This is a genomic window from Pseudomonas sp. C11, assembly GCF_034683865.1.
Classification (GTDB): domain Bacteria; phylum Pseudomonadota; class Gammaproteobacteria; order Pseudomonadales; family Pseudomonadaceae; genus Aquipseudomonas.
In genome coordinates this window covers 61,984-85,875 of record NZ_JAWIIP010000003.1, presented here as the reverse complement: position 1 = coordinate 85,875, position 23,892 = coordinate 61,984, and the positions used below count along the sequence as shown (strand labels likewise).

General features: G+C 63.3%; 19 protein-coding genes, 1 tRNA gene and 4 pseudogenes. 13 read left to right on the top strand and 11 right to left on the bottom strand.

What is annotated here, in order from left to right:
- Positions 1–262 precede the first annotated feature (262 nt).
- Positions 263–970 carry a histidine utilization repressor gene (gene hutC / locus VC352_RS06490; RefSeq protein WP_322978764.1) on the top strand — a complete coding sequence of 236 codons (708 nt, stop codon included), beginning with the start codon at positions 263–265 and terminating at the stop codon, positions 968–970.
- A gap of 280 nt (positions 971–1,250) precedes the next feature.
- Here the strand turns inward: hutC and VC352_RS06485 are convergent, their stop codons facing one another.
- The 3 genes from VC352_RS06485 to VC352_RS06475 all read right to left on the bottom strand — a co-directional run bounded on the left by VC352_RS06485 (position 1,251) and on the right by VC352_RS06475 (position 3,679).
- Positions 1,251–2,129, bottom strand: coding sequence for an alpha/beta fold hydrolase (locus VC352_RS06485; protein ID WP_322978763.1), 879 nt, complete (start codon positions 2,127–2,129; stop codon positions 1,251–1,253).
- The gene (locus VC352_RS06480; RefSeq protein ID WP_322978762.1) at positions 2,126–2,707 is read right to left on the bottom strand and encodes a TetR/AcrR family transcriptional regulator; all 582 of its coding nucleotides are present in this window, start codon (positions 2,705–2,707) and stop codon (positions 2,126–2,128) included. The genes VC352_RS06485 and VC352_RS06480 overlap by 4 nt, the downstream gene beginning before the upstream one ends.
- 84 nt (positions 2,708–2,791) lie before the next feature.
- Positions 2,792–3,679 (bottom strand): LysR family transcriptional regulator, encoded by an 888-nt coding sequence (locus VC352_RS06475; RefSeq protein ID WP_322978761.1) that lies wholly within the window; start codon positions 3,677–3,679, stop codon positions 2,792–2,794.
- Between the two features lie 102 nt (positions 3,680–3,781).
- Here VC352_RS06475 and VC352_RS06470 point away from each other — a divergent pair, with 102 nt between their 5' ends.
- The 3 genes from VC352_RS06470 to VC352_RS06460 are packed head-to-tail and all read left to right on the top strand — an operon-like array spanning position 3,782 to position 6,340.
- Positions 3,782–4,501, top strand: a complete 720-nt coding sequence (locus VC352_RS06470) for an MOSC domain-containing protein (protein WP_322978760.1) — start codon at positions 3,782–3,784, stop codon at positions 4,499–4,501.
- A complete protein-coding gene (locus VC352_RS06465; protein ID WP_322978759.1) occupies positions 4,494–5,636 on the top strand; it encodes an aspartate aminotransferase family protein in 1,143 nt (380 codons plus the stop codon). Before VC352_RS06470 ends, VC352_RS06465 begins: the two co-directional genes overlap by 8 nt.
- Positions 5,636–6,340, top strand: coding sequence for a type 1 glutamine amidotransferase (locus tag VC352_RS06460; protein ID WP_322978758.1), 705 nt, complete (start codon positions 5,636–5,638; stop codon positions 6,338–6,340). The genes VC352_RS06465 and VC352_RS06460 overlap by 1 nt, the downstream gene beginning before the upstream one ends.
- A gap of 62 nt (positions 6,341–6,402) precedes the next feature.
- Here the strand turns inward: VC352_RS06460 and VC352_RS06455 are convergent, their stop codons facing one another.
- From VC352_RS06455 to VC352_RS06440, 4 genes are all read right to left on the bottom strand, one after another.
- Complete coding sequence (locus VC352_RS06455; RefSeq protein WP_322978757.1) at positions 6,403–6,960, bottom strand: NADPH-dependent FMN reductase; 558 nt, start codon at positions 6,958–6,960, stop codon at positions 6,403–6,405.
- A 187-nt stretch (positions 6,961–7,147) separates the two neighbouring features.
- Positions 7,148–8,701: an acyl CoA:acetate/3-ketoacid CoA transferase gene (locus VC352_RS06450; protein WP_322978756.1), complete on the bottom strand. Its 1,554-nt coding sequence runs from the start codon at positions 8,699–8,701 to the stop codon at positions 7,148–7,150.
- Positions 8,702–8,770: 69 nt separating this feature from the next.
- Complete coding sequence (locus tag VC352_RS06445; protein WP_322978755.1) at positions 8,771–10,156, bottom strand: GntP family permease; 1,386 nt, start codon at positions 10,154–10,156, stop codon at positions 8,771–8,773.
- A 556-nt stretch (positions 10,157–10,712) separates the two neighbouring features.
- Positions 10,713–12,173: a sigma-54 interaction domain-containing protein gene (locus VC352_RS06440; RefSeq protein WP_322978754.1), complete on the bottom strand. Its 1,461-nt coding sequence runs from the start codon at positions 12,171–12,173 to the stop codon at positions 10,713–10,715.
- Between the two features lie 297 nt (positions 12,174–12,470).
- Here VC352_RS06440 and VC352_RS06435 point away from each other — a divergent pair, with 297 nt between their 5' ends.
- The 6 genes and pseudogenes from VC352_RS06435 to VC352_RS06410 all read left to right on the top strand — a co-directional run bounded on the left by VC352_RS06435 (position 12,471) and on the right by VC352_RS06410 (position 18,301).
- Positions 12,471–13,472: a DctP family TRAP transporter solute-binding subunit gene (locus VC352_RS06435; protein WP_322978753.1), complete on the top strand. Its 1,002-nt coding sequence runs from the start codon at positions 12,471–12,473 to the stop codon at positions 13,470–13,472.
- Between the two features lie 117 nt (positions 13,473–13,589).
- Entirely contained in the window at positions 13,590–14,066 is a 477-nt protein-coding gene (locus tag VC352_RS06430; RefSeq protein ID WP_322978752.1) for a TRAP transporter small permease, read from the top strand.
- Positions 14,056–15,351 carry a TRAP transporter large permease gene (locus tag VC352_RS06425; RefSeq protein WP_322978751.1) on the top strand — a complete coding sequence of 432 codons (1,296 nt, stop codon included), beginning with the start codon at positions 14,056–14,058 and terminating at the stop codon, positions 15,349–15,351. Before VC352_RS06430 ends, VC352_RS06425 begins: the two co-directional genes overlap by 11 nt.
- A gap of 123 nt (positions 15,352–15,474) precedes the next feature.
- Positions 15,475–16,575 carry a GGDEF domain-containing protein gene (locus VC352_RS06420; protein WP_322979001.1) on the top strand — a complete coding sequence of 367 codons (1,101 nt, stop codon included), beginning with the start codon at positions 15,475–15,477 and terminating at the stop codon, positions 16,573–16,575.
- A 240-nt stretch (positions 16,576–16,815) separates the two neighbouring features.
- Complete coding sequence (locus VC352_RS06415; protein WP_322978750.1) at positions 16,816–17,022, top strand: Arc family DNA-binding protein; 207 nt, start codon at positions 16,816–16,818, stop codon at positions 17,020–17,022.
- Positions 17,023–17,408: 386 nt separating this feature from the next.
- Positions 17,409–18,301 (top strand): annotated as a pseudogene (locus VC352_RS06410) (phage portal protein).
- Between the two features lie 28 nt (positions 18,302–18,329).
- Here the strand turns inward: VC352_RS06410 and VC352_RS06405 are convergent.
- Positions 18,330–19,028, bottom strand: a complete 699-nt coding sequence (locus VC352_RS06405; RefSeq protein ID WP_322978749.1) for a DUF2442 domain-containing protein — start codon at positions 19,026–19,028, stop codon at positions 18,330–18,332.
- Positions 19,025–19,216, bottom strand: a complete 192-nt coding sequence (locus tag VC352_RS25340) for a DUF4160 domain-containing protein (protein WP_416340113.1) — start codon at positions 19,214–19,216, stop codon at positions 19,025–19,027. The genes VC352_RS06405 and VC352_RS25340 overlap by 4 nt, the downstream gene beginning before the upstream one ends.
- Before the next feature lie 219 nt (positions 19,217–19,435).
- On the opposite strand from VC352_RS25340, the pseudogene VC352_RS06400 reads away from it, so the two are divergent.
- The 3 genes and pseudogenes from VC352_RS06400 to VC352_RS06390 all read left to right on the top strand — a co-directional run.
- A pseudogene (locus VC352_RS06400) lies at positions 19,436–19,573 on the top strand (ogr/Delta-like zinc finger family protein); the annotation flags it as partial.
- 16 nt (positions 19,574–19,589) lie between these two features.
- A pseudogene (locus tag VC352_RS06395) lies at positions 19,590–19,769 on the top strand (tyrosine-type recombinase/integrase); the annotation flags it as partial.
- A gap of 26 nt (positions 19,770–19,795) precedes the next feature.
- A complete protein-coding gene (locus VC352_RS06390; protein ID WP_322978748.1) occupies positions 19,796–20,641 on the top strand; it encodes an SH3 domain-containing protein in 846 nt (281 codons plus the stop codon).
- Positions 20,642–20,800: 159 nt separating this feature from the next.
- Here VC352_RS06390 and VC352_RS06385 read toward each other — a convergent pair.
- Both VC352_RS06385 and VC352_RS06380 read right to left on the bottom strand, forming a co-directional pair.
- Positions 20,801–20,877 (bottom strand) — tRNA-Ile (locus VC352_RS06385).
- 16 nt (positions 20,878–20,893) lie between these two features.
- Positions 20,894–23,857, bottom strand: a pseudogene (locus tag VC352_RS06380) (EAL and GGDEF domain-containing protein); the annotation flags it as partial.
- Positions 23,858–23,892 lie beyond the last annotated feature (35 nt).

Here is a 23,892-nt window from a genome sequence, read left to right as displayed (position 1 = left end):
GAATGTAGGGCGTACTCGCGAAGCAGTACGCCGTTTGAGTGCTTGGCGCAGGTTGTGGTGCCGAAACGGGCATGGCCCGGCGGGCTGTTAGCTTCGCTCCTGAGCCCGTCCTACGCGCTTTGTAGGAGCCGCGCCTCGCGGCGAATGGTGGGCATGCCGCACATTGTGTCGAGTGGCCACCAGCGCTTCGCCCCGGGGCGGGGCTCCTACGGAATGAATCGCGCGCTATCATCCGCGCACCCGGTCTTGCCAAGGAGCTTTCGTGACCACCACCCCGCGCTACAAAGCCATCGAAGCCTTCCTGCTGGAGCGCATCCAGGGCGGCGCGTTTCCGGTCAATCACCAGATCCCGCCGGAAGAACAGTTGGCGCGCGACTTCGGCGTCAGCCGCATGACCGCCAACAAGGCGATCCAGAATCTGGTGCAGCAGGGTTACCTGATGCGCCAGGCTGGCCTCGGTACCTTCGTCACCGACCGCAAGGCCGAATCGCCGCTGCATGAGGTGATGAACATCGCCAGCGAAGTGCGCGGCCGTGGCCACGCCTACGCCAACCGTGTGCTGCGCTGCGAAGCCATTGCTGCCGATGATGAGGTCGCCTTGCGCTTGGGCGTGCGCCTGGGCACCGAGGTGTTCCATAGCGTGCTGGTGCACCTGCAGGACGGCTTGCCGATCCAGCTCGAGGATCGCTTCGTCAACCCGCGCTGGGTGCCCGATTACCTGCAAACCGACTTCAGCCAGCGCACGCCCAACGAGGTGCTGGTGGCCAGCAGCCCAATGTCGGACGTGGAGCATGTGGTCGAGGCCGTGCTGGTGGATGGGCAGACCGCCGAGCATCTGCAGATCGATCCGGCCATGCCCTGCCTGAGTGTGATTCGCCGTACCTGGTCCGGCGATCACCTGATCAGCTACGCAAGGCTGATCCACCCCGGTGAGCGCTACAAGCTGCGGTCGCTGCACAAGCGCAGATAGAGCAGCAGGCATCGAGTGAGCCGTTTCACGCGGTAACAGTGATCGGGTCGTGGTTTATCGTTTTGTAAGCCATGGCTTACAAGCTGTCGCGATGATCGCCGCTTTCAGGCAAAGCGGTACGGGCGTACTCTGCCGTCCATGGATTCAGCGCAGGAAGCGCATCGACGAAAAGGGACACACTGGACAGCCACCAGGACGGTGAGCAGATCAAGGATGTCAGGACAACAGTCTGCAGAACCTCGCTAACGCGGGGTTTTCTTTTTTCTGCGCCCGACAATCGTCAGGCCGCAGCCCGCCCAGCCATGCACTGTTCGAACCAATCCAGCGTCTCGTCCCACAGGCCCCGCGCCGCCGGGCGGAAATAACCCATGTGACCGATAGCGCCCAGGCCTTCTGCCTGCGAATCCAGCGTGCGCGCCTGGTACGGTGCGTTGACGTAGGCGGCCATGAAGGCATCGCGCGAGGCAGGCGGTGCCCATAGGTCATCCAGTGCGTTGAGCGCCACGATGGGCGTGCGCACCTGCGCGAAGCGCTCGGCCAGCCCCGACATCTGCGGGTCGTCGAAGAAGTAGTGGGGGAAGCGGCACCAGCGTTTCCACTGGCGGTAGACGCCCAGCGGCAGATCCTCGCCCATGCCCAGCTTGCTCCAGGCCAGGTAGCCCTTGTAGCGCGTCATCAGCGGGCCGATCACGCGCCACATGGCCAGTACGCGCAGTTGTTCGCTCTTTGGCATCCAGCCATGCCAGCCGGCGCCGGTACCGAAGGTATAGAAACCGGCGACCTGATCATGATTGGGCAGCAGGCCGAAGGCATGGCCGCCGAACGAATGACCGACCATGAACAACGGCCGCTCGGCATGCCGGTGTTGATCCACGGCGGCAGCCAGGTCGAGGTGAGCCCAGTCCAGATACTCCATCTCGAAGCCGCGCAGGCTGGCCGGCCTGGACTGGCCGATACCGCGATAGTCCAGGGTCAGGGTGTTGAAACCACGGCTGGCCGCATGCTCGGCGAAGCGTCGGTAGAAACCCTGCGGCACGCCGGTGGCGCCGGCAATCAACAATTGCGCCCGTGGTTGTTCGGCGTAATAGCGCGTGGCGGCCAAGGTGTAGTCGTCGAGGGCGAGCAGGGGCAGGGTTTCACTGCGGATCGGCGCATTCATGCTGGCATGGACTCCGTGCGGTGCTGGCGGATGAGGTGGAGCAGGGTGGTCACGGCCTCCTTCAGCGGCTCGCTGCTGCCCGCGACGCGTGCCTGCAACAGGCCGCCTTCGTAGAGCGCGACGAACAGGGCGGCCAGGCCCTGCGGCTGTGGATAACCATGGCGCTGCAGTTGCTGCTGCAGTGCCTGACGAATGGCGATGAAGGCATTGGCCAGGGCGGCGCGAATGGCGTGATCGTCCGGGCCGCTTTCCAGGGCGACGGTGGCCAGTGGGCAACCACGCTCGAACGCGCTGGCCTGCAATTGGCCGAGGGCCTGCTGCAGCCAGGTGGTGAGGGCATCCAGCGGATCGGCCTGGCGCTCGAAGAGCGCGGCAAAAGCCTGCTCGGCACGCTGACCGACACGCTCGATGGCGGCGATGGCCAGCTCGTTCTTGCCGCCGGGAAAGTGGTGATAAAGGCTGCCCTTCGGCACGCCGGCGCTGGTCAGCAGTTCGCTCAGGCCGACACCATGCAGGCCCTTGCGCTGCAGGGCGTCGATCATGGCGTCGATCAGGGTGTCACGTGTGGTCTTGGTCATGGCCTGGAGTATGTAGACCGATCGGTCTAGCGGCCAGTGTCATTCAGGTCGTAGATCACGCCATATCGGCAATGCGAACCCGGCTCAGGGCGTGTCCCAGGCGCCGTCGAGCGCCGTGCGCAGCAGGTCGATCATCGCCTGCTGGCGCTGCGCGTCGCGGTAGACCAGGCCAACCTGCAAAGGGATGCGCGGCTCGCTCAGGGGCTTCCAGAGCAGCCCTCGGTGAGCATGCATCTGCCGGGCGCGGCCGGGCAGCACGCTGGCCAGGGTGGTGTGTGGCAGGCTGTCGAGGATGCCGTTCATATGGTTCAGCTCGGCCTGCACCTGCGGCCTGCGACCGAGCAGGGCGAGCTGCTCCTGCCAGATCTGGCGGATGCGGAACTCCTCGCCGAGCAGCAGCATCGGCAGCTCCGCGGCCTGGCTCAGCGACACCTTGCGGAACTCACGCAGGGGATGATTCTCCGGCACCACCAGCTGCAACTCGTCCTCGTACAGCGCCAGGCTGTGCAAACCGGGCTGGCGCGGCGGCAGGAAGCCGATGCCGATGTCCAGGCCGCCACTGAGCAGGCGCCGCTCGATGTCCACGGCCGACAGTTCGTAGAGTTTGACTACCAACTGCGGCTGCGCCTGCTGCAGGCGTTCCAGCAGCAGCGGCACCAGGCTGGCGTTGACCGTCTGCAGCACGCCGATGGACAGGCTGCGCGGCCCCGGCCCACGGAAACTGCGCAGCGCCTCGCGCGCGCGCTCCATGCCGTCGAGCAGCGGCAGGGCGTGGTTGTACAGCGTATGCGCGGCCAGGGTGGGCAGCAGGCGCCGACCACTGCGCTGGAACAGGCCGACATCCAGCTCGCCCTCCAGTTGGCGGATCTGCTGCGACAGCGCCGGTTGGGAAATGCTCAGGCGCTCGGCGGCGCGGCCGACATGGCCTTCCTCATAGAGCGCGACGAAGTAGCGAAGCTGACGAAAATCCATAAGTTCTGATTATGAATCAAGCAGGGAAATCGAAATGTAAAAATGATCTGATGCTCCCTAGTCTAGCGCCATGATCAACAGCCGATAAGGCCGGAGCGGTCGGTGAAGCAGGTCGAGGTGCAGGGTATATTCATAGGCAAAGCCGAAGAGATTGGCGGTGGACTCAGTGTGGCGCGACACAAGCAGCGGGTCGATCACCGCCTGTGGCTGTGGCCGCAGGGGCTCGGCCAGGACGAGCAGGGCGATGCCCGCTTCCATGGCGGCCCTGAACGCGCCCTGCATCACTACCCGGCGGAACACTATGAGCATTGGCAGGCGCGCTATCCGCAGCTGGACTGGGCCCGGCCGAGCTTCGGCGAGAACCTTTCCAGCCTGGGGCTGACCGAGGCGCAGGTGTGCATCGGCGATGTCTTTCGTTGGGGGGACGTGCTGCTGCAGGTGAGCCAGCCACGTTCGCCGTGCTATCGCCTCAATCGTGACGGCCTGCATCCCGAGCTGGCGCAGGTGGTGCAGGACAGCGGCCGCTGTGGCTGGTTCTACCGGGTGCTCAAGCCAGGCTTCGTCAGCGTCGATATGCCGTTCGAACTGGTGCAGCGCAGCTACCCGAGCCTGAGCGTGGCGCGGGCGTTGCAGCACTTCTATCACACGCCGCTGGAGCGGGCCGGCCTGCAGCAACTGCAACTGTGCCCGGCGCTGTCGGCTCGCTGGCGCGAGATCGCCGCGCAGCGTCTGCGAAGCGGGCGCCTGGAGGACTGGTCGGCGCGCCTGCTCGGCTTGCCGCTGGAGGGTGTGTTGGGCGAAGCGGGGCGTCGTTATGCGTGAGGGTATGGGACGCCTGCACCTGATGGGCGAGCGTGCGGCATCGTTGTTCGTACGTGGGCAGGGCTCCTGGCTGTGGGACAGCGAGGGCCGCGCCTATCTCGATTTCGACCAGGGCCAGGGTGGTAACAGCCTGGGTCACAGCCCGACCTTGCTGCTCGATGCCCTGCGTCGCCAGGCCGAGCTGTTGATCAGTCCTGGGCAGGAGCAGTGCACACGGGGGCAGCTCAAGCTGGCCGCGCGCCTGTGCCAGGCCACCGGTAGCGAGCGCGCCGCATTTTGCAGCGATGCCGCGCAGGCCAACGCACTGGCGGTTCGCCTGGCCCTGTTGGCGGCGGCAGAGCAGAAACCAGCGGCGGACACCCTGGTGTTGCTCGACGGCAGCCACCTTGCCCTGCCACTGCACCTCGGGGCGACGCGAGTCATCCGCGTGCCATTCAACGACCTCGAGGCGCTGGCCGCCGTGGTCGACCTGCGTTGCGCCGCCGTGCTGATCGAACCGGTGCAACTGAGCGCTGGTGTGGTGCCTGCGACACTGGAATACCTGCAAGGCGCGCAGCGGCTCTGCCGCGAGCAGGGCGCCGTATTGATCCTCGACGAGACGGGCAGCGGCATGGGACGTTGTGGCGCGCTGCTAGCCGAGGAACTGTACGGCGTGCGCGCCGACCTATTGACCCTCGGCTGCGCGCTTGGTGGTGGCCTGCCCCTGGCCGCCGTGCTGGCGCGTGGGCGCATCGCCGATGAGGCGGGGGACTGGCTGCCGGCCTGCTCGGCCGAAGCGCTGCTGACCGTGGCCGGTGTCGCCGTGCTCAGCGCCGTACTCGACGGCAGCTTCTTCGGCCAGATTCGCGAGGTGGCCGAGCACCTGCGTGAAGGTCTGGCACAGCTGTCGCGGCGGCACGGGCATGGCTCGTTGCGCGGTCATGGTTTGCTGCTTGGTCTGCCCCTGATCGGGCCTTCGGCACTGGCCGTCCAGCGTGCGGCCCGCGAACAGGGCCTGCTGCTCGGCATTGCCCGTCGCGACTGCCTGCGCCTGTCGCCAGCGCTGACGGTCAGCCATGGCAACGTCGAGGAAATGCTGCGTCGCCTGGGTCGAGCGTTGCAGCGGGCCGAGCGGCAGTGCGAGGAGGTGGCCTGATGCGTATCGCCCTGATCGAGCACAGTGCGGGCGTTGGCCCGGCGGCACTGGAACACTGGCTTGGCGACCATGCGGTCAGTTGGCATTCACTGCACGCTGGTGCGCCCTTGCCGAGCCTGGAGGATTTCGAACTGCTGTTGTTGCTCGACGGCGCGCTGAGCGTGCACGACGAGCGCCAGCACGCCTGGATGGCCGCCGAAAAACGCCTGATCCACCAGGCTTTGATGATGCGCAAACGGGTGTTCGGCAGCGGACTGGGTGCCTTGCTCCTGGCCGAGGCTCTCGGCGTGCGTATCGCGGCTGATCCGCAGGCGGCGCGAATCGGTTGGTGGCAACTGGAGAAGGATCCGCAATCACGCCAGTCGCCCGTTGGGCGCATGCTGCCGCAACGGCTGCTGGCGCTGCACTGGCAGCGTGAGCACTGCAGCCTGCCGCATGGAGCCATCGGCTTGTACGGCTCGGCGGCGGCGGCTTTGCAGGGTTTCGTCTGGCAGGAGCGTGCCATCGGTTTGCTGTGCCAGCTGGAGGCGGATGCGCCGAGCCTGGACGAGCGCTTGCAGCATGCCGCTGCCGACTTGCATCTACCCGGTCAGGTACAGGACAACGCCAGCATTCGCGACGGCGCACCGCATGCCGCCTCGGCCAACGCCACCTTGTTCCGCCTTCTCGATTACCTCTCGGGTGCTCACGCCCATATGACCTGAACACCCTTTTGCGAGTCTGTCGCAGCGCCCCGTTCTACCGTCGGGGCGTTTTTTCTTCCGCTTTAGCCCAGGTGCTTGGCCACCCATGCCGCATAGGCATCGATGAACTTCTGCAGGAAGGGCTTGATGCTGTCGCTGAGTACGCCGTTCTCGTCGAAGAAATTGCCAGCGCCGCCGAGGTAGGCCTCCGGCTGTTGCAGCACGTGCACGTCGAGGAACACCAGGCACTGGCGCAGATGATGGTTGGCACCGAAGCCGCCGATGGCACCTGGTGAGGCGCTGAGCACGGCGCCGGGCTTGCCGCTGAAGCCGCTCTGGCCATAAGGGCGCGAGCCAACGTCGATGGCGTTCTTCATCGCGCCGGGGATCGAGCGGTTGTACTCGGGCGTGACGAACAGCACCGCATCGGCTGCCTTGAGCTTGCTGCGAAACGGCGCGTAGGAGGCCGGAGCGGTGTCGCCGTCGGCGTCTTCGTTGTACAGCGGTAAGTCGCCGATCTCGAGGATTTCCAGGTTCAGCGAGGCGGGCGCCAGGTCGGCCAGCGCCAGGGCCAGTTTGCGGTTGATGGAGGCCTTGCGCAGGCTACCGACCAGTACGGCGACGTTGTAGGTCTTGCTCATATGAACTCCAGAAGGTGTGGTGAGGAAGGAACAATCACTATAGACCTAGGATGTTTCAGCAGGTGCCGGGCATGGACATCATTGGGAGCTGGATGCGTTATCGCTAGCCAGCTCCCGCTGCGCCGACAGATACAAAAAAACGGGCCTGTTCAGGCCCGCAAGTTCACGCTCAAAGAGTGGCCTGCCGTCAGTCCAGGCATTGCCCCAGGCCGATGGGTTCGGGGCGGAACAGCCGAGCATCCATCAGCTTCGGCTCGCGCACGATGGGAGCGAAGTCCATGCGCTCGAGGATGTCGCGCTCGATGTCCACGCCTGGCGCCACTTCGATCAGTTCCAGTCCTTCGCGGGTCAGGCGCAGCACGCAGCGTTCGGTGACATAGAGCACAGGCTGGCCACGCTCGGCGGCCAGGCGCCCGGCGAAGGTGCGGTGCTCCACCGCGGCGACGAACTTGCGCAGCTCGCCGTCCTGAACGATGCGCAGTTGGCCGTCTTCGATGCGGATATCCTGAGCACCGGCACTGAAGGTGCCGACGAACACCACCTGCTTGGCGTTCTGGCTGATGTTGATGAAACCGCCAGCCCCCGCAAGGCGACTGCCGAACTTGGACACATTTAGGTTGCCCGCCGCATCGGCCTGGGCCAGGCCGAGGAAGGCGATATCCAGGCCGCCGCCGTCGTAGAAGTCGAACTGATAAGGCTGGTCGAGCAGAGCGCTGTGGTTGCTCGCCGCGCCGAAGTCCAGGCCCGAGGCCGGTACGCCGCCGATCACGCCGGGCTCGGCGGTCAGGGTCAGACGCTCGATCACGCCCTCTTCGGCAGCCACCGCCGCCACACCCTCGGGCATGCCGATGCCAAGATTGACCACCGCGTCCGCTTTCAGCTCCAGCGCCGCGCGGCGCGCGATCAGCTTGCGTACGTCCAGCGGCATCGGCGTCAGGCTGTCCACCGGCACGCGTGTCTCGGCGGCGAAGGCCGGGTTGTAGGCGGTGGCGAAGGTCTGCTGATGATTAGCCGGTTCGGCCACCACCACACAGTCCACCAGAATGCCGGGGATCTTCACCTGGCGTGGGTTGAGCGAGGCTCGTTCGACCACGCGCTCGACCTGGGCGATCACCAGTCCGCCGCTGTTGCGCGCGGCCATGGCGATGGCCAGGCTCTCGATGGTTAGCGCCTCGCGCTCGAAGCTGAGGTTGCCGTCAGGGTCGGCGCTGGTGGCGCGGACGATGCCGACGTGGATCGGAAAGGTCGGGTAGAACAGGTAGTCCTCGCCATCGATGGGCATCAGCCGCACCAGATCGGTGATGGTGCGCGCATTGAGCTTGCCGCCGCCATGGCGCGGGTCGACGTAGGTACCCAGGCCGACGCGCGACAGCTGCCCTGGCTTGCCGGCGGCGATATCGCGGAACAGCTGGGAGATCACCCCCTGCGGCAGGTTGTAGGCCTCGATACGATTGTCCACCGCCAGCTTCTGCAGGCCCGGCACCAGGCCCCAGTGGCCGCCGATCACCCGGCGCACCAGGCCTTCATGGGCCAGGTGGTTGAGGCCACGGCCCTTGCCGTCGCCTTGGCCGGCGGCATACACCAGGGTCAGGTCGCGCGGTGCCTGTTCTGCGATGAAGCGCTGTTCCAGGGCGATGGCGATCTGCTCGGCGAAACCGATGCCGACGAAGCCGCCGGTGGCCAGGTTGGCGTTGTCCGGGATACGCGCCACGGCATCGGCGGCGGTCATGATCTTGCTCATTGCGGGTACTCGAAAACGATTGAACAACACGGCCTGCAGACAGCATGGCGCCCGAGGGCGCCATGCTCGTCAGAAGCTTCCGAACAGCGTGCCCAGGGTGATGACGACAGCGAGCGCCACCATCGGGAAGGCCACGGTGTTGACGAAGATGAACTTGTACGACTCACGGTGAGTGAGCTTGCAGATCGCCAGCAGCGAGATCACCGCGCCGTTGTGCGGCAGGGTGTCCATACAGCCCGAGGCCATGGCGGCGACGCGGTGTAGCAACTCGGGGCTGATGCCGGCGGCATTGGCCATTTCCAGGTACTGCGCGCCGAGGGTCTTCAGCGCGATGGACATGCCGCCGGAAGCCGAGCCGGTGATGCCGGCGAGGATGTTCACCGCCACCGCTTCGGAGATCAGCGGGTTGCTGGACACGCCCAACACCAGGTCGCGGATGATGACGAAGCCGGCCAGGGAGGCGATCACCGTGCCGTAACCCACCTCGGCGGCGGTGTTGAGGATCGGCAGCATGGAGCCGAAGGCGCCGTCGTTGACGCTCTTCTTCAGATCCATCCAGCGCTGCCAGTGCATGGCGATCAACAGCACGATGGCGGCGCCCAGAGCAACGATGATCGACCAGATGCCGATCAGCGACTTGGCGTCCTGCAGGCCGCCGAATTCCGGCTTGGCCAGGTAGCTGGTGTCGACGGCCGGCAGAATCTGTTTGGCCATCAGGAAGTTCAGCGCGATCACCACGAAGATCGGCAGCAGTGCCAGCCAAAAGCCGGGGATGTCGCGGCGCTCTTCGATGACCGGGTCATCGCGGTGCTCGCCGTAACCTTCGCCGGCAGCCATCAGCTTGCGCGACTGCGCGGTGAGCCACCAGGTGCCGAGGCCGAACATGATCAGCCCGGCGATCACCCCCAGGCCCGGCGCAGCGAAGGCATCGGTGCCGAAGAAGGGGTTGGGAATGGCGTTCTGGATCGCCGGAGTGCCGGGTAATGCGGTCATGGTGAAGGTGAACGCGCCGAGGGCGATTGCGCCAGGCAACAGGCGCTTGGGAATGCCCGCCTCACGGAACAGCGCGGCGCCAATCGGGTACGCGGCGAAGGCCACCACGAACAGCGATACGCCGCCGTAGGTGAGGATGCCGCAGGCCAGCACGATGGCCAGGATGGCGCGCTGGCTGCCGACCTTGGCGACGATGCCATGGGCAATGGCGCGCGCTGATCCAGAGTCGTCCATCAACTTGCCGAACAGTGCGCCGAGCAGGAACAGCGGGAAGAACTGGATCACGTAGCCGCCCATGGCCTTCATGAACACCTGGGTGTAGGTGGGCAGCAGCAGGGCGATGTCGCCGGCGAACAGCAACGCCAGCAGGGCCAGCAGCGGGGCGAGGATCAGGACGTTGATGCCGCGATAGGCGAGGTACATCAACAAGGCGAGGGACAGCAGAATACCGAGGGTACCCATGGGTGGTTCCTTTTGTTGTTGTTCTAGTGGCTCAAGGCCGTTTTATCGGGAAGGCGCGGATGCGGCAGCGCGCCTTTGCCGGATATAGAGCCAGAGTCGTGCCAGGCTGGGGTGAGATCTTGGTCGATGGATCCAGAATGGCTCTAAAGCGAGGGTTTCAGGCTTGAGTGCGCGTTTTGAATCGAGCGGCACGAGTGATTTTTGTGTCCATATTTATGGATTTAGTCCAGGTTTGTGGACGGCTTGATGGTTATTAGTCCAGAAAATTGGATATTTGTGGTTTTCAGGATTGCGTCCAACCAGGTTCCCATCCGGCGGGTTTAACCCGCCCTACGGCGATGTAGGGCGGGTGCAACCCGCCAGTTGTCGGTTGCTTGCAGGGCAGGCCCCGGATTTCATCCGGGCTACGCAATTGCGGACGGCAACGGTTTCTGTAGGAGCGGCTTTAGCCGCGAAGCGATTTCCGGCCCACTACGCTTTTTGTGGGAGGGGCTTTAGCCGCGACACGTTGCGGGTGGCGCATCGCCAGCAAGCCGGCTCATGCAGAATGAGGCGCTTAGCCCTTTCGCCCCAACCCATGCAGCGCCAACTTGGCGTAAAAACCCGCGCGAGAAATACCCAGGCGCTCGGCTGCCAATTGCCGATTGCCGTCGCATGCCGCTAGTGCCGCCTGCAGTGCCTGACGCTCGGCCTGCGCCAACTGCTCGGCCAGCGTTTGCGTTGTGCTCGTCACCACTGGCACGACGGGCACCGCCTCGCTCGGTGCTACCGGATCGACCAGCAATCCACGTAACGCCCCACCATCCAATCGTCCATCGACCGTCAACTGCGCCCGCTCCAGCAGGTTGCGCAACTCGCGCACGTTGCCCTTCCACGGCTGCGCACAGAGCAGGGCGAGGGCATCGTCCGTCAGCTCCATGGGCGCCAGGCCGGAGCGGTTGGCCAGGTCATCGAGCAGGTGTTCGATCAGCGCGGGAATGTCGCTGGCGCGTTCGCGCAGTGGCGGCACGCGCAGGGCCAGCACATTGAGGCGGTAGTAGAGGTCATCGCGGAACTGCCCGGCGGCCACCTTGGCCTCCAGGTCGATATGGGTCGCCGCGATCACACGCACGTTGAGCGGCTTGACCTGGTTGGAACCGAGCGGCTCCACCTCCTGCTCCTGCAACACGCGCAGCAGCTTGGCCTGCAACGGCAGCGGCAGGTCGCCGATTTCGTCGAGAAACAGCGTGCCGCCATTGGCCACCTCGAACTTGCCGATGCGCCCCTTGCGCTCGGCGCCGGTAAAGGCGCCCGGCGCGGTGCCGAACAGCTCGGCCTCGACCAGGGTTTCCGGAATTGCCGCGACGTTGACCGCGACGAAGGGGCCGTTAGCCCGCGGCGACAGGTTGTGGATGCCCTGGGCCAGCAGTTCCTTGCCGGTACCGGTTTCGCCGCGGATCAGCACCGTGGCATCGAGCTGCGCCGCGCGGCGGGCCTGGCGCTTGACCTCGCTGGCCGCCGTGCTGGCGCCGATGAAGCCGGCGATGGTGTAGCGCGCGCGCCGCGCCTTGGCCAGCTCGTGCTGGGTGGCGAGCAGTTGCGTTTGCAGGTTGGCGTACTTGGCCATCAAGGGCTTGAGATGGCGGGCGCGGTCGAACAGCACGAAGCCCAGCGCGCCGACCAGGGTGCCGTCCTCGTCACGCAGTGGAATGCGGGTGACCACGAAGTGCTCGCTGCCGAAGGCCATCAGGTCGAGCATGCTCGGCTGGCCGCTTTCCACCACCTCGCGCAGGCGGCTGGCCGGCAGCACTTCCTCGATCTCCTTGCCGAGCGCCGTGCGCGCATCGGCGATGCCGACCTTCTGCGCGTACTTGTCGTTGATCCAGACGATGCGCGCCTGGCGATTGACCGCGATGGTGCCCTCGCACTGCGCATCGAGGTGATCGAACAGCAGCGGCATGGCCACCGCGCGAAAGCGCTCGGGCGACACGCCGATGATCAGGCCGTGCTGGTCGAGGTCGTCGCGGGAAATGGCCATGGGCGAGTGTCCGTCTGGGAGATGCCGGCGATTATGGGCAGCGCCGATCAGGCCGGGCAACGTCAACAGACATCAGACAATGGCATTCGCCGCACGCTTCTGGAATAGTTGGGCGGCTGCGCGTAACCCGCCGGCACCTGCCGAACGCCCACAAGGCCTGCCCGGCAGCCGAGACACCTGCCGTGTCCCTTTCGCATGCCGACCGGGCATGCCTGGCGAGCCAACCGCCCGCCGCTGGATCCGCACCGCTATGCCGGTGCCACAACGATAACGCCAAGATCCACACAAGGACGCCCCATGAAACTCAAGCGACTCTTCTCCGCGCTCGCCGCTGGCGCTGCGCTGACCGCCTTGTGCGCCACCGCGCAGGCGCGTGAATACTCCGTCTCCACCGTACTGTCCGATGCCTTCCCCTGGGGCCAGGCCGCGCAGAAGTGGGCCGATCTGGTCAACGAGCGCTCTGCAGGGCGCATCACCCTGCGCGTCTACCCCAACGCGCAACTGGTCGCTGGCGACCAGACCAAGGAATTCTCCGCCATGCGCTCGGGCCTGATCGACATGGCCGTGGGCTCGACTATCAACTGGTCGCCGCAAGTGCCGGAACTCAACCTGTTCTCCCTGCCGTTTTTGATGAAGAACGATGCCGACCTCGACGCCATCACCCAGGGTGAAGCCGGCAAGCTGGCCTTCGCCGCCATCGAGCAGCGCGGCATCGTGCCGCTGGCCTGGGGCGAGAACGGCTTTCGTCAGCTGTCCAACTCGGCCAAGCCGGTGCGCAGCCCGTCTGACATGGCCGGCCTGAAAATCCGCGTGGTCGGCTCGCCGCTGTTCCAGGACACCTTCACCGCCCTCGGTGCCAACCCGACGCAAATGAGCTGGGCCGACGCCAAGCCGGCGCTGACCACTGGCGCGGTGGATGGCCAGGAAAACCCGCTGTCGGTCTTCGACGTGGCGCGTGTCGACCAGGTGGGCCAGAAGTACCTGACCCTGTGGGGCTACATGGCCGACCCGCTGGTGTTCGCCGTCAACCAGCGTGTGTGGAAATCCCTGCCCGAAGAAGATCGCGCGCTGCTCAGCCAGGCCGCCATCGACGCCGGCAAATGGGAAATCGAGCTGTCGCGTGGCGCGCAGGCCAAGCGCCTGGCCGACATCCGCGAGCGCGGTGTGGAGGTGATCGAGCTGACCGACGCTGAGCGCGCCGCCTTCGTCGAGGCCACCGCCAGCGTGCAGCAGAAGTGGGCGCCGCGCATCGGCGACGCGCTGATGGACGCCGCGCGCAAGGCCGTGGCCCAGCCCTGATTCGTTTTATCTGACCGGAAGCTCCCTCAGCCTGCTCTGCTCCCCTCCCATTAATGGGAGAGGGGCCGGGAGAGAGGGCAGAGGCGCCGCGCATCGCTCCGGTCATTCGAGGTTCTTATGAGCAAGCCAATCGACGCGCCGCTGGAGCGCGTGCTCGCCACCCTGGCCCTGGTGATCATCAGCTTGATCAGCCTGGCCAACGTGGTGGTGCGTTATTTCACCGATGCATCTTTCGCCTTCACCGAGGAAATCTCGGTGTTCCTGCTGGTCATCCTCACTTTCGCCGGTGCTTCGGTGGCCATGCGTAGCAACCGACACATCCGTATCGGCCTGCTGGAGCGGATGTTCCCGCGCCTGCGCACGCCGCTGATCCTGCTGCAGTGGCTGGCCGGCGTGCTGGTGCTGGGGCTGGTGTGCTGGTACGGCGGGCAGTTCGCCTGGGAGGAATTCCAGTGGAATTCCGAATCGCCCGGCCTCGGCCTGCCCAACTGGTGGTACGTGATCTGGCTGCCGATCCTGGCGCTACTGGTGTTCGTGCGCCTGACCCAGATGACCGTCGATCGCCTGCGCGGGAGGATCAGCGATGAGCCCTGATCTTTGGCTGATCCTCAGTTTCGTCGTGCTGCTGGCGCTCGGCGTGCCAGTGGCCTTCGCCCTCGGCCTGTCCGGGGCCATCGGCATCATCGCCGGCCTGTCGCCGGACATGCTCGCCACCCTTGGCACCAACACCTACAACGGCGTGGCCAAGTACCCGCTGATTGCCATCCCGCTGTTTATCCTCACCGGCCTGGTGTTCGAGAAAGCCGGTGTGGCGCTCCGATTGGTGCGCTTCGCCCAGGCGCTGATCGGCCCGCGTCATGGCGGCCTGGCCCTGGTTGCGGTGCTGGTGTGCCTGATCATGGGTGGTATGAGTGGTTCCGGCCCGGCAGACGCCGCCGCCGTGGCCATGGTGATGCTGCCGAGCATGACCAAGGCGGGTTATCCCAAGCCGTTCTCGGCCACGCTGATCGCGGCGTCCGCCTCGACCGCGATTCTGATTCCGCCGTCCATCGCGCTGATTCTCTACTCCATCGTGGTGCCGGGCGTCGACCTGCGCGCGCTGTTCGCTGCCGGCCTGTTCCCCGGCATCCTCGCCGGCCTGGTGCTGCTGCTGCCGGCCTGGCTGCTGTCGCGTCGCTATGGTTGGGAATCCCCGGAGGAGGGCGAGCGCCCGGCCATCGGCGAAAGCTTCAGGCAGGCGCTACCGGCCTTGTTCGCCCCGGTATTGATCCTCGGCGGCCTGCGCAGTGGCCTGTTCACACCCACCGAAGCCGCCGTGGTTGGCGTCGCCTACGGCGTGCTGATCGGCCTGTTCGTCACCCGTGAGCTGGACTGGCGCAGCCTCTGGCGCCTGTGCGGCGAGGCGGGCGTGATCTCCGGCGTGGTCATGCTGATCATCGCCCTGGCCGGCATCTTTGCCTGGGCCGGCACCCTGCTCGGCACCTTCCGTCACCTGGCCGAATGGCTGATCTCGCTGTCGGACAACGGCTGGGTGCTGCTGGCGCTGGTGATGCTCGCCGTGCTGCTGGCCGGCATGCTGCTCGATGCCATCTCCATCTACCTGATCCTGATGCCGATCCTGATCCCGGTGATGCAGCACTTCGGCTGGAACCCGGTGTGGTTCGGCATCCTCTTGGCGATGAACATCGCCATCGGCCAGTTCACCCCGCCGGTGGCGATCAACTTGATGGTCACGGCGGAAGTGGCCAAGATCCGCCTGGAGCAGACCGTCGGCTGGGCGGCGTTGTTCGTCGTGGTGATGTCCAGTGCGCTGCTGCTGGTGGCGATCTTCCCGGAAATCGCCCTGTGGCTGCCGCGTGTAATGGGTTACGCGGTGTAAAACAGGCCAGGGCGTCTATAGTTGCCTAGTGCTTGCAGCAGGGGGAGCAGTTCGTTGAGAGCGTATGGGTTGTTCTCAACGGCCTGTTAGGCGTCATCGAGGGCGGCGGTGCTGGGCAATAAAATGGGCGACGGTGACTATAACGATCACAAGGACGTAGGCGCAGGGCACTGTGAAGGGCTGCGCGAGTCCGGCAAGCGTGCGCTGATGCGCACCATTCTGCTCGCCACCGGCCTGACCCTGGGCGGCTTCTCCATCCTGCAGGCGCTGGCCGGCAACTATCCCTTCGCCATCGCCGAGGTGCTGTTCACCACCATGCTGCTGTTCGGTGCCTGGCGCATCGAGCGTGCCCGCCACCTGTACCTGTGGATCTACCTGTACCTGCTGCCGACCTTCTGCTTCATCCTCTACATCATCATCATGCCGGACGCCTCATCGGGGGCGTTCGTCTGGCTGTACATGATCCCGCTTCTGGCCTACCTGCTGCTGGGCAAGCAGCGGGCCTTTCTCCTCACCGCGCCCTTCATGCTCGCGGGGCTGCTGCTGTACTTCGCCGATAACCGCCTCAACCTCGATACCCGTGGCCTGATCGACATAGGCAACGCGGCGCTGTGTGGCGTGCTGATCCTGGTCTTCGTGCATATCTATGACGGCCTGCGCATGCAGGCCTACGAGGAGCTGGAGCGCCTGGCACAAACCGACTCGCTGACCGGCGTGGCCAGCCGTGGCAGCTTCCAGCACGCGCTGCAGCGGGCGATCCAGGAGGCCGAGCGCAGCAATGGGCAACTGGTGCTGGCGCTGCTCGACGTCGACCACTTCAAGCAGGTCAACGATCAGTGGGGGCACGAGGCCGGCGACCAGGCGCTGCAACACATTTGCCATATTCTGCAGCAGCGCCTGCGGGTTACCGACTTTCTCGGCCGCCTCGGTGGGGAAGAGTTTGGCCTGCTGCTGCGCCACACCGACCGCCTCGGCGCCGAACCGCTGGTGGATCAGTTGCGCCAGCATATCGCCGGGCAGACGCTGGACTATCACGGCCAGCCGATCACGCTGTCCGCCACCTTCGGCCTGGCGGCCTGGCCAGAGGACGGGCGCAGCGCTGCCGAGCTCTACCGCTGCGCCGACCGCCGCCTGTACAGCGGCAAACAGAGCGGACGTAACCAACTGGTCAGCACCGATCTGCCGAGCGAAATCCTGCTGGACAAGCTCGACATACGGCTGTGATCACCGGCGAAAAGCAGCTTAAGCGAAGCTGACGCTCGTCATTTAGGGGGAACCCTCGGGCTTCGCTGGAATCGACTTTATACACAACAAGAATTCGTCTCGCCGCCACAGGGACGATTGGCCGCTCTGAAATTTCCATGCAGCCGAGCCCGAACTGGATGAACTGGGTTGTGACTGCATCGCCTTGCCCAATGCGGCAAACAGGCGTGAACAACCGAGGGAAACCTTATGCAAAAAAACGTGACTACCGACAAATTCGTTCTACGCATGCCCGAAGCGCTGCGTAACCAGATCTACGACAAGGCTGGGTACAACTACCGCAGCATGAACAGCGAAATCGTCTTTCGCCTGGAACGCTCGATGGACTGCGAAGCCGAACTCGTCCACCAGAAGCAGTTGGTGCAACTGTTGGCCAACCAGCTCGAAGCCTCCCGCAACTCCGCCTGACCCCAGGCGTGCGCCTGGCTTGCCGCTGACGCAAGGCCCTTCTTCTCGCCACTCTTCTCGGCGGCTTCCCCATCCTGATCGGTACACGGCACAAAGCCGCGCAATGCGTGGCTTTGGAGGTTGTGGTGGCGATGGGCAGACATCGCTATGGGTGCGGTAACCAGGCTGTATGCCTGGTCATTTATGCAGAGTTTTGACCTGTCGATTCAGGTCTTAAATTGTCACACGTTGCAGAACGCTGAGCTGTTCATGGCCATCTTTTCGTAAGTCGTGGTCGGCTCCCGATTTACCGGATTGATCGATGTTCAACGCATGGCTTTGCTCAGGGAGCGATCTCGCCACCAGCGCGTCAGCCACGATTGGGGCTTGTGTTGCGTCGGTTGGGCGTGTTCGCCAGCGAGAACGGGCGCATCTACACCCCGCCGGTGTCGCGCCCCGGGCTGGCCAAGCTGCTACATGCCAACGCGCACCACGGCGCCATTCCCAAGTTCCAGCGCAACATGCTGTTGCGTGAGTTCATCCCGTCTGCAGGCTGCAGCGCGGTCACCATGGGTCGGGCTAGCCTCGACTTCATGGTGTTCGGCGAAGCCTACTTCTACGCCCGGGAAAACGTGTTCGGCCAGGTGCTCGAGCTGGAGCACCTACCGACGATTAACATGTGGGTAAAAGTGGATGGCGGTTTCGTCATGCTGCAGCCCAATGGCCAGGAACTGGAGTTCGACGCCGACGAGGTGGTGCACGTCATGGACTACGACGTGGAACAGAACATCTACGGTGTGCCCGACTACCTGAGCGGCCTGCAGGCGCCGCTGTTGAACGAGGCCGCGACCCTGTTCGCCGGCGCTACTACAGCAACGGCGCCCACGCCGGTTACATCTTCTACACCAACGATCCGGATCTGTCGGAGGACGATGAGGAGGAGTTGCGCGCCCAGATCTCGGCCAGCAAGGGCGTGGGCAACTTCCGCTCGATGTTCGTGAATATCCCGGGCGGTACCGAGAAAGCGATTCAGATCATCCCGGTGGTCGATTTCCAGGCCAAGGACGAGCTGGAGAAGGTGAAGAACATCACCCGCAACGACGTGATTGCGGCCTGGCGGATGAACCCGGCCCTGGCCGGCATCATCCCCGAGAACAGCGCCGGCTTCGGTGACATCGAGAAGATCGACCGCGTATACACCACCTACGAAATCCGGCCCATCTGCCAGATTTTCGACCAGGTGAATGACCGGCTGCGGGAGGATCTGCGTATCAGTTGGCGGGAGCCGATGACGATATGAAAAAGTCCCGCAGATACGGGACTAGAGGTTAGGCCTTTCTTTTTTCTTCTTCCCAGTCAGAAATTATAGAAAATTCATCATTAGCAAGATTCGAATATTGGTCGTACTCATAATGATATGCCGGGATGATAAGTGGGGCATCAAGGTGTTCTAACTCATAGCCGACAAATTCTTTGGAGTATGCTTCAATTAAGTATTCATGCTGAGATGATGCTACATGTATGTCATGTCTTAGTCGTAAACTAATTTCTGTCATGGTCTCAGCTATATGATAATGGTCTTCTATGTTTTTCATAGAGTGATCCCAGCCAATCATCGCTAAGGCGACTGTTCGGGGTATATCTTTTTCCCCGCTACGATAGTAGGCCAGCATTCTGCGACTTATACCCAAGGCTTGAGCTGCTGCATCAAGTGTTAGGTTATTTGAGGCCATCCAGCGTTGTAGTTTTTCGTGAGAACACTCTCCGGCTTGTTCAAGCGCTCTTGCTCGGAGATTATCAGCAGCTAGTTCAAACTCGTCGTTATTATCCCAAAGAATACTGGCGCCCCAGTCTCCAACTTCTACTTTGGCGAAGATTTCAGGATTAAGTAATGGGAAAAGTGTAGGGTGTGATCGAAGCACTTCCTCTAAATCAACCGAGTAAGATTTCCCATCAGCGAACGTCAGTTGTAGAACGTACGGAGTGACTGGGATAACGGAACGTATGGTGAACTGAGGAATTCTCATGGGTTCAACCTCTTCCACTCGCGTTTCAGCAGCGCCAGATTCTGATCCGCCCAAGCCAGCGCATCATCGATTTCTCGCAGCTTTAGCTTACAGGGCAATAGTGCGAGACCTTCAATTTCGACCAAAGCCTCTCGACCATCGTTCAAAACCACATGAAAGTGAGGCGGAGGGTGATCAGCTGGGTACATTTTGATGTTGCAATTTGGGAGGCGCTGGATGGTCGGCATAAGCTAGCTTTGAATCGGACATAGTGCAATGGTTGCACCGTTGTCAGTATTTGTCACGATGTCTATGTGTGCGGGCTGATCTGGCGCGTTGTGCCGAAGAGGCTGGAACGTTTCGTTTCGGTTAAGACCGCTTCTGCGTTATGGCAAAATCGTTTTCTGTTCAGGTAGTTGGAGCATCAAATGCTGGTTATCTGCAAGGTATGTCAGGGCAAGGGGCGAATCGCCACCAGCGACCGACTGTCGTCGGAGTTCACCCGCCTCTATTGCCACTTTATGGATCCATGCTGCGGGCATACCTGGGTCACCAATCTGACGTTCTCTCACACCCTGAGCCCAACTGACCCACGTCTTGCGCCGCACCTTCGCCAGCCACTACATGATGAACGGCGGCGACATCCTGACCCTACAACGCGTACTCGGCCACGCCACCCTGGCCATGACGCAGAAATACGCCCACTTCAGCCCGGGGCATTTGGCTGACGTGGTGAATCTCAATCCACTGGCACGTATCTAGCCCCGCCGGACAAGGAAGCTAACGATATGAATCATGAGGCCAAAGCCATGGCAATAGGATTCCAGGTGGAGACCATCTACCTCGCCCTTCAAGAGCTCCGATCCAGTAAGGCGTGGGATATCGCCCATCTGAATAGGCTCAAACCGGGTTTGGGCGATAGGGTTGAGGCGGCAGGGGCAGTAGATGACAGTGACAGATGGCGTACCCAAACCTCTCTTTGGAATGAGGTTCTTAGCGTTCTGGTTGAGTCTGAAGAGCGTGTGCATGGTGGGGATATGCGCTCAAGCGTGCTCGACGCAGTCTTAGGAAGGTGGCAGCGTAAATTCGGAGAGCTTCTAACCTCCGCCGCGCTGGGAGAGCAAGGTGATCTAGTTGCTAGCCTGCTTGAGGAGATTCAAGAACGGAAAAAGCGTCAGCAGGCGCCTCTCCCACGCGGCACCATGGCTCTCTTGCCCAGAGCGCCACAAGGGGAAAAATCAAATAGTCCTTTCAGTAACATTCCTACTGCATTTTTGATTCTTTTTGTAATGGTTATCTACCACTCGTTGGCTCAGTGGAATTCGGTTCGTGAGGGGCTGTGTGATATCAACAGCCGTCTATCCCCGACTGCAGGCCTATCGGAAGTTAGAAAGGCCGTACGTATTTCTTTCTGCGGGCTTCCAGCCGCTCATGTAGTCATCGTCACCCGCGACAGCGTCAATCTACGTGCAGCCCCAAGCATGAAAGCAGAAGTGCTTTTTCAGCTGCCTAGGTATTTGGCAGTCAGCGTCATAGACGATAGCAACCGAGACTGGCTCAACGTCTATTTCGAAAAGGATGGATATGCGATCGAAGGGTGGGTGTCTAGGAAATATCTCAAGTCTGCAAGGTGATTCGGCGATGTTGTGTAGCGCCGTAATCTTTCCTGCCAAAGGTTTTTATAGTGGCCGGTGTGGGCAGTTTGTGGTCAGTTGGCAGCAAGTGAGGGACAGTGAAGAGCCTTTTTCAGCGGCCAAAAAAGGCAAAAGCCGCGCAGTGCGCGGCTTTGAAGGTGGTGGGCCCACACGGACTCGAACCGTGGACCAAAGGATTATGAGTCCTCTGCTCTAACCAACTGAGCTATAGGCCCCCAGAAGGCCGGCGGATTATACCGGCGCGCTCTCGCCAGCGCCAACCGCTTGAGCCGGTTGGAGAAAACGTTCGGCGAAGGTGTCAGCGGGGAGGGGGCGACTGATCACGTAGCCCTGGATCTGCAGGCAGCCTTCGGCCGCCAGGCAGAGTTCCTGAGCCTTGGTCTCCACGCCTTCGGCAATCACCGTCATCTGCAGGCTGGTACCGAGGGTGATGATGGCGCGGGCGATGGCCAGGTCGTGTGGGTTGTCCGGCAGGCCGCGGACGAAGGATTGGTCGATTTTCAGGGTGTCCAGCGGCAGGTGCTTGAGGTAGCTGAGGGATGAGTAGCCGGTGCCGAAGTCGTCGATGGCCAGCTGGATGCCGAGGCTCTTGAGGCGATGGAGGATGTCGAGGGCTTCTTCGGCCTGGTCGATGATGAAGTTCTCGGTGATCTCCAGTTGCAGCCACTCGGGTTGCAGATGGTACTGCTGCAGCAGTTCTTCGATGCGTGGCAGCAGGTTGGGCTGGCGCAGCTGGGCGCCTGCGAGGTTGACCGACAGCGCACCGAACGGCGCGTGCTGCTGCTTCCACTGTTGCAGTTGGCGACAGGCTTCGCGCAACACCCAGTCGCCCAGCGGCACGATCAGGCCGCTCTCTTCGGCGATGGGGATGAAACGGTCGGGCGGGATCTCGCCGAAGGTCGGGTGCTGCCAGCGCAGCAGGGCTTCGGCGCCGGCCAGGTGCTGGGTGCGCAGGCATTGCTTGGGCTGGTAGTGCAGGCTCAGCTCGTTGCGTTCGAGCGCGCGGCGCAGTTCCTGCTCCAGCGCCATGCGTTCGTTGACCTGGAAGGTCAGCAAGCGCGTGTAGAACTCGCTGCGATTGCGACCCTTGGCCTTGGACTGGTACATCGCCGCGTCGGCATTCTTGACCAGGGTGGCGACGTCCTTGCCGTCCCTGGGGTAGAGGCTGATGCCGATGCTGGCACTGATGAAGAACTCGTGTGCGTCGATGATGAAGGGCGCGCTGAAACAATCCAGCAACTTTTGTGCGGTGCGTGCGGCATCACGTTCGTGGTGTAGATCCGGTAGCAGCAGGATGAACTCGTCCCCGCCCAGGCGGGCCACGGTGTCGCTGTCGCGTAATTGCTGGCGCAGGCGTGCGGCGATGACCTTGAGCAACTGGTCACCCACGGGGTGGCCGAGGCTGTCGTTGATCTGCTTGAACCGATCCAGGTCGAGAAACAGCACGGCGCCCTGCTGATATTCCGTGTGCAAGCCTTCGAGGGTGAGGCGCAGGCGGTTCTCGAACAGCAGGCGGTTGGGCAGGCCGGTCAGTGGGTCGTGATGGGCCTGGTGATCGAGGCGCGCCTGGGCGTGCTTGAGGCTGGAGATGTCGGCGAAGACGCCAACGAAGTGAGTGATGGTCTGCTGCTCGTCGCGTACCGCGCTGATGGTCAGCCACTGCGGATACAGCTCGCCGTTCTTGCGTCGGTTCCAGATTTCGCCCTGCCAGTGGCCCTGGGCGGCGAGGCAGTGCCACATGGCGGCGTAGAAGGGGTTGTCGTGCTGGCCGGAGGCGAGCATTTTCGGGCTCTGGCCGAGTGCTTCGACTTCGTCATAGCCGGTGATATGGGTGAAGGCGCGGTTGACGGCGGTGATGCGCTGCTGGGTGTCGGTGATCATCACGCCTTCGGCGGTGCTCTCGAAGACGGTGGCGGCCTGTTTCAGCTCCTCCTGCATGCGCTGACGTTCGGTGATGTCGCGGGCGATGGTCAGCAGGCACTGTTCGTCACCCAGCTGCAGGGGTTGTGTCGACAGTTCGCAGAGCACGTGCTTGCCGGTGCGGGTGCGTATCGTGGCAACCAGGTCGCGAACCACGCCGTCACGCTGCAGGGTGTCGAGCATGCACTGGCGCTCCTCCGGGTTGGCCCAGATGCCGAGGCCCAGAGTGGTGCTGTTGCCAGTTACATCCAGGCCATAACCGGTGATGCGGCTGAAGCCTTCGTTGGCCTCGATCAGCAGGCCATCGCGGATGCGGGTGATGAGCAGGCCGTCTGGCGAGGCGTGGAAGGCCTTGGCGAATTTTTCCTCGGATATCTGCAGGCGTTCCTGGGTCGCCTTCAACTGGCTGATGTCGCGGACGACCACCACCAGAGCCTCGGTGTCGTCGAGCTGGAAGGGCGCAGCCGAGATCAGGCCGGTGAACAGGCTGCCGTCTGCGCGGCGGAAGGGCATCTCCAGATTGCGCAGGCTGTCGTCCTGCAGGTGCAGCAGCAGGCTCGGGCCGATGTTGGGAATGCCCCAGATATCCAGCTCGGTAGCCGTTCTGCCGACTGCCTGCTCGTTGGTGATGCCGGTGTAGTGGATGAAGGTGCTGTTCACCTCCAGCAGTACGCCATCGGCGCGGCGGGCGATGATGAGGATGTCCGGGCACTGCTGGAACACCGAGGCGAACTTCTGCTCGGACAGGCGCAGGGCCTGCTCGGTCTGCTTGGCTTCACTGATGTCGATCATCAGGCCGCGTATCACCTGGCGGTCGTCGCGCTGCAGCAGGGTGACGGTGTCACGTACCCAGACGGTGCGCCCGTCCGCCGCCAGCAGGCGGTATTCGAGGGCGTGATCGCGCCCGGCCGCACAGTCTTCGAGGCATTGGCGCATGACCCGTTGGCGGTCGTCCGGATGCACATGGCGTTGCCAGAATCCCGGCTGCAGCCAGTCTTGCTGGGGATAGCCGAGCAGCTTTTCGGCATGCGGTGAAACGTAGGTGTAAGTCAGACCGTCGGCTTCGGTTTCCCAGGTGGTGGCCGAGAGGCTTTCCACCAGATCGCGAAAATGCCGCTCGCGGGCGCGCAGCTCGTCTTCCAGTGCGGCTCGCCGGCGCATTTCACTGTGCAGGCGGTGGTTGGTGAGCAGGATCACCAGGATGACGCCGAGCGACAATGCCAGGCCGGGCAGGCTGTAGGGCAGGGCTTCGTACCAGAGCGTCTGTTCGTCCGTGGTGCCGAACGAATGGGGTGCGGTGGGCTGATCGG

Excerpts from the sequence above, each read along its gene's own strand:
- VC352_RS06420 (WP_322979001.1), top strand. The coding sequence starts at position 15,475 with ATGGGCGACGGTGACTATAACGATCACAAGGACGTAGGCGCAGGGCAC.
- VC352_RS06460 (WP_322978758.1), top strand. The coding sequence starts at position 5,636 with ATGCGTATCGCCCTGATCGAGCACAGTGCGGGCGTTGGCCCGGCGGCA.
- VC352_RS06480 (WP_322978762.1), bottom strand. The coding sequence starts at position 2,707 with ATGACCAAGACCACACGTGACACCCTGATCGACGCCATGATCGACGCC.
- VC352_RS06450 (WP_322978756.1), bottom strand. The coding sequence starts at position 8,701 with ATGAGCAAGATCATGACCGCCGCCGATGCCGTGGCGCGTATCCCGGAC.
- VC352_RS06430 (WP_322978752.1), top strand. The coding sequence starts at position 13,590 with ATGAGCAAGCCAATCGACGCGCCGCTGGAGCGCGTGCTCGCCACCCTG.
- VC352_RS06435 (WP_322978753.1), top strand. The coding sequence starts at position 12,471 with ATGAAACTCAAGCGACTCTTCTCCGCGCTCGCCGCTGGCGCTGCGCTG.
- VC352_RS06440 (WP_322978754.1), bottom strand. The coding sequence starts at position 12,173 with ATGGCCATTTCCCGCGACGACCTCGACCAGCACGGCCTGATCATCGGC.
- VC352_RS06475 (WP_322978761.1), bottom strand. The coding sequence starts at position 3,679 with ATGGATTTTCGTCAGCTTCGCTACTTCGTCGCGCTCTATGAGGAAGGC.
- VC352_RS06405 (WP_322978749.1), bottom strand. The coding sequence starts at position 19,028 with ATGAGAATTCCTCAGTTCACCATACGTTCCGTTATCCCAGTCACTCCG.
- VC352_RS06465 (WP_322978759.1), top strand. The coding sequence starts at position 4,494 with ATGCGTGAGGGTATGGGACGCCTGCACCTGATGGGCGAGCGTGCGGCA.
- VC352_RS06425 (WP_322978751.1), top strand. The coding sequence starts at position 14,056 with ATGAGCCCTGATCTTTGGCTGATCCTCAGTTTCGTCGTGCTGCTGGCG.
- VC352_RS06485 (WP_322978763.1), bottom strand. The coding sequence starts at position 2,129 with ATGAATGCGCCGATCCGCAGTGAAACCCTGCCCCTGCTCGCCCTCGAC.
- VC352_RS06390 (WP_322978748.1), top strand. The coding sequence starts at position 19,796 with ATGAATCATGAGGCCAAAGCCATGGCAATAGGATTCCAGGTGGAGACC.
- VC352_RS06445 (WP_322978755.1), bottom strand. The coding sequence starts at position 10,156 with ATGGGTACCCTCGGTATTCTGCTGTCCCTCGCCTTGTTGATGTACCTC.
- VC352_RS06455 (WP_322978757.1), bottom strand. The coding sequence starts at position 6,960 with ATGAGCAAGACCTACAACGTCGCCGTACTGGTCGGTAGCCTGCGCAAG.
- VC352_RS25340 (WP_416340113.1), bottom strand. The coding sequence starts at position 19,216 with ATGTACCCAGCTGATCACCCTCCGCCTCACTTTCATGTGGTTTTGAAC.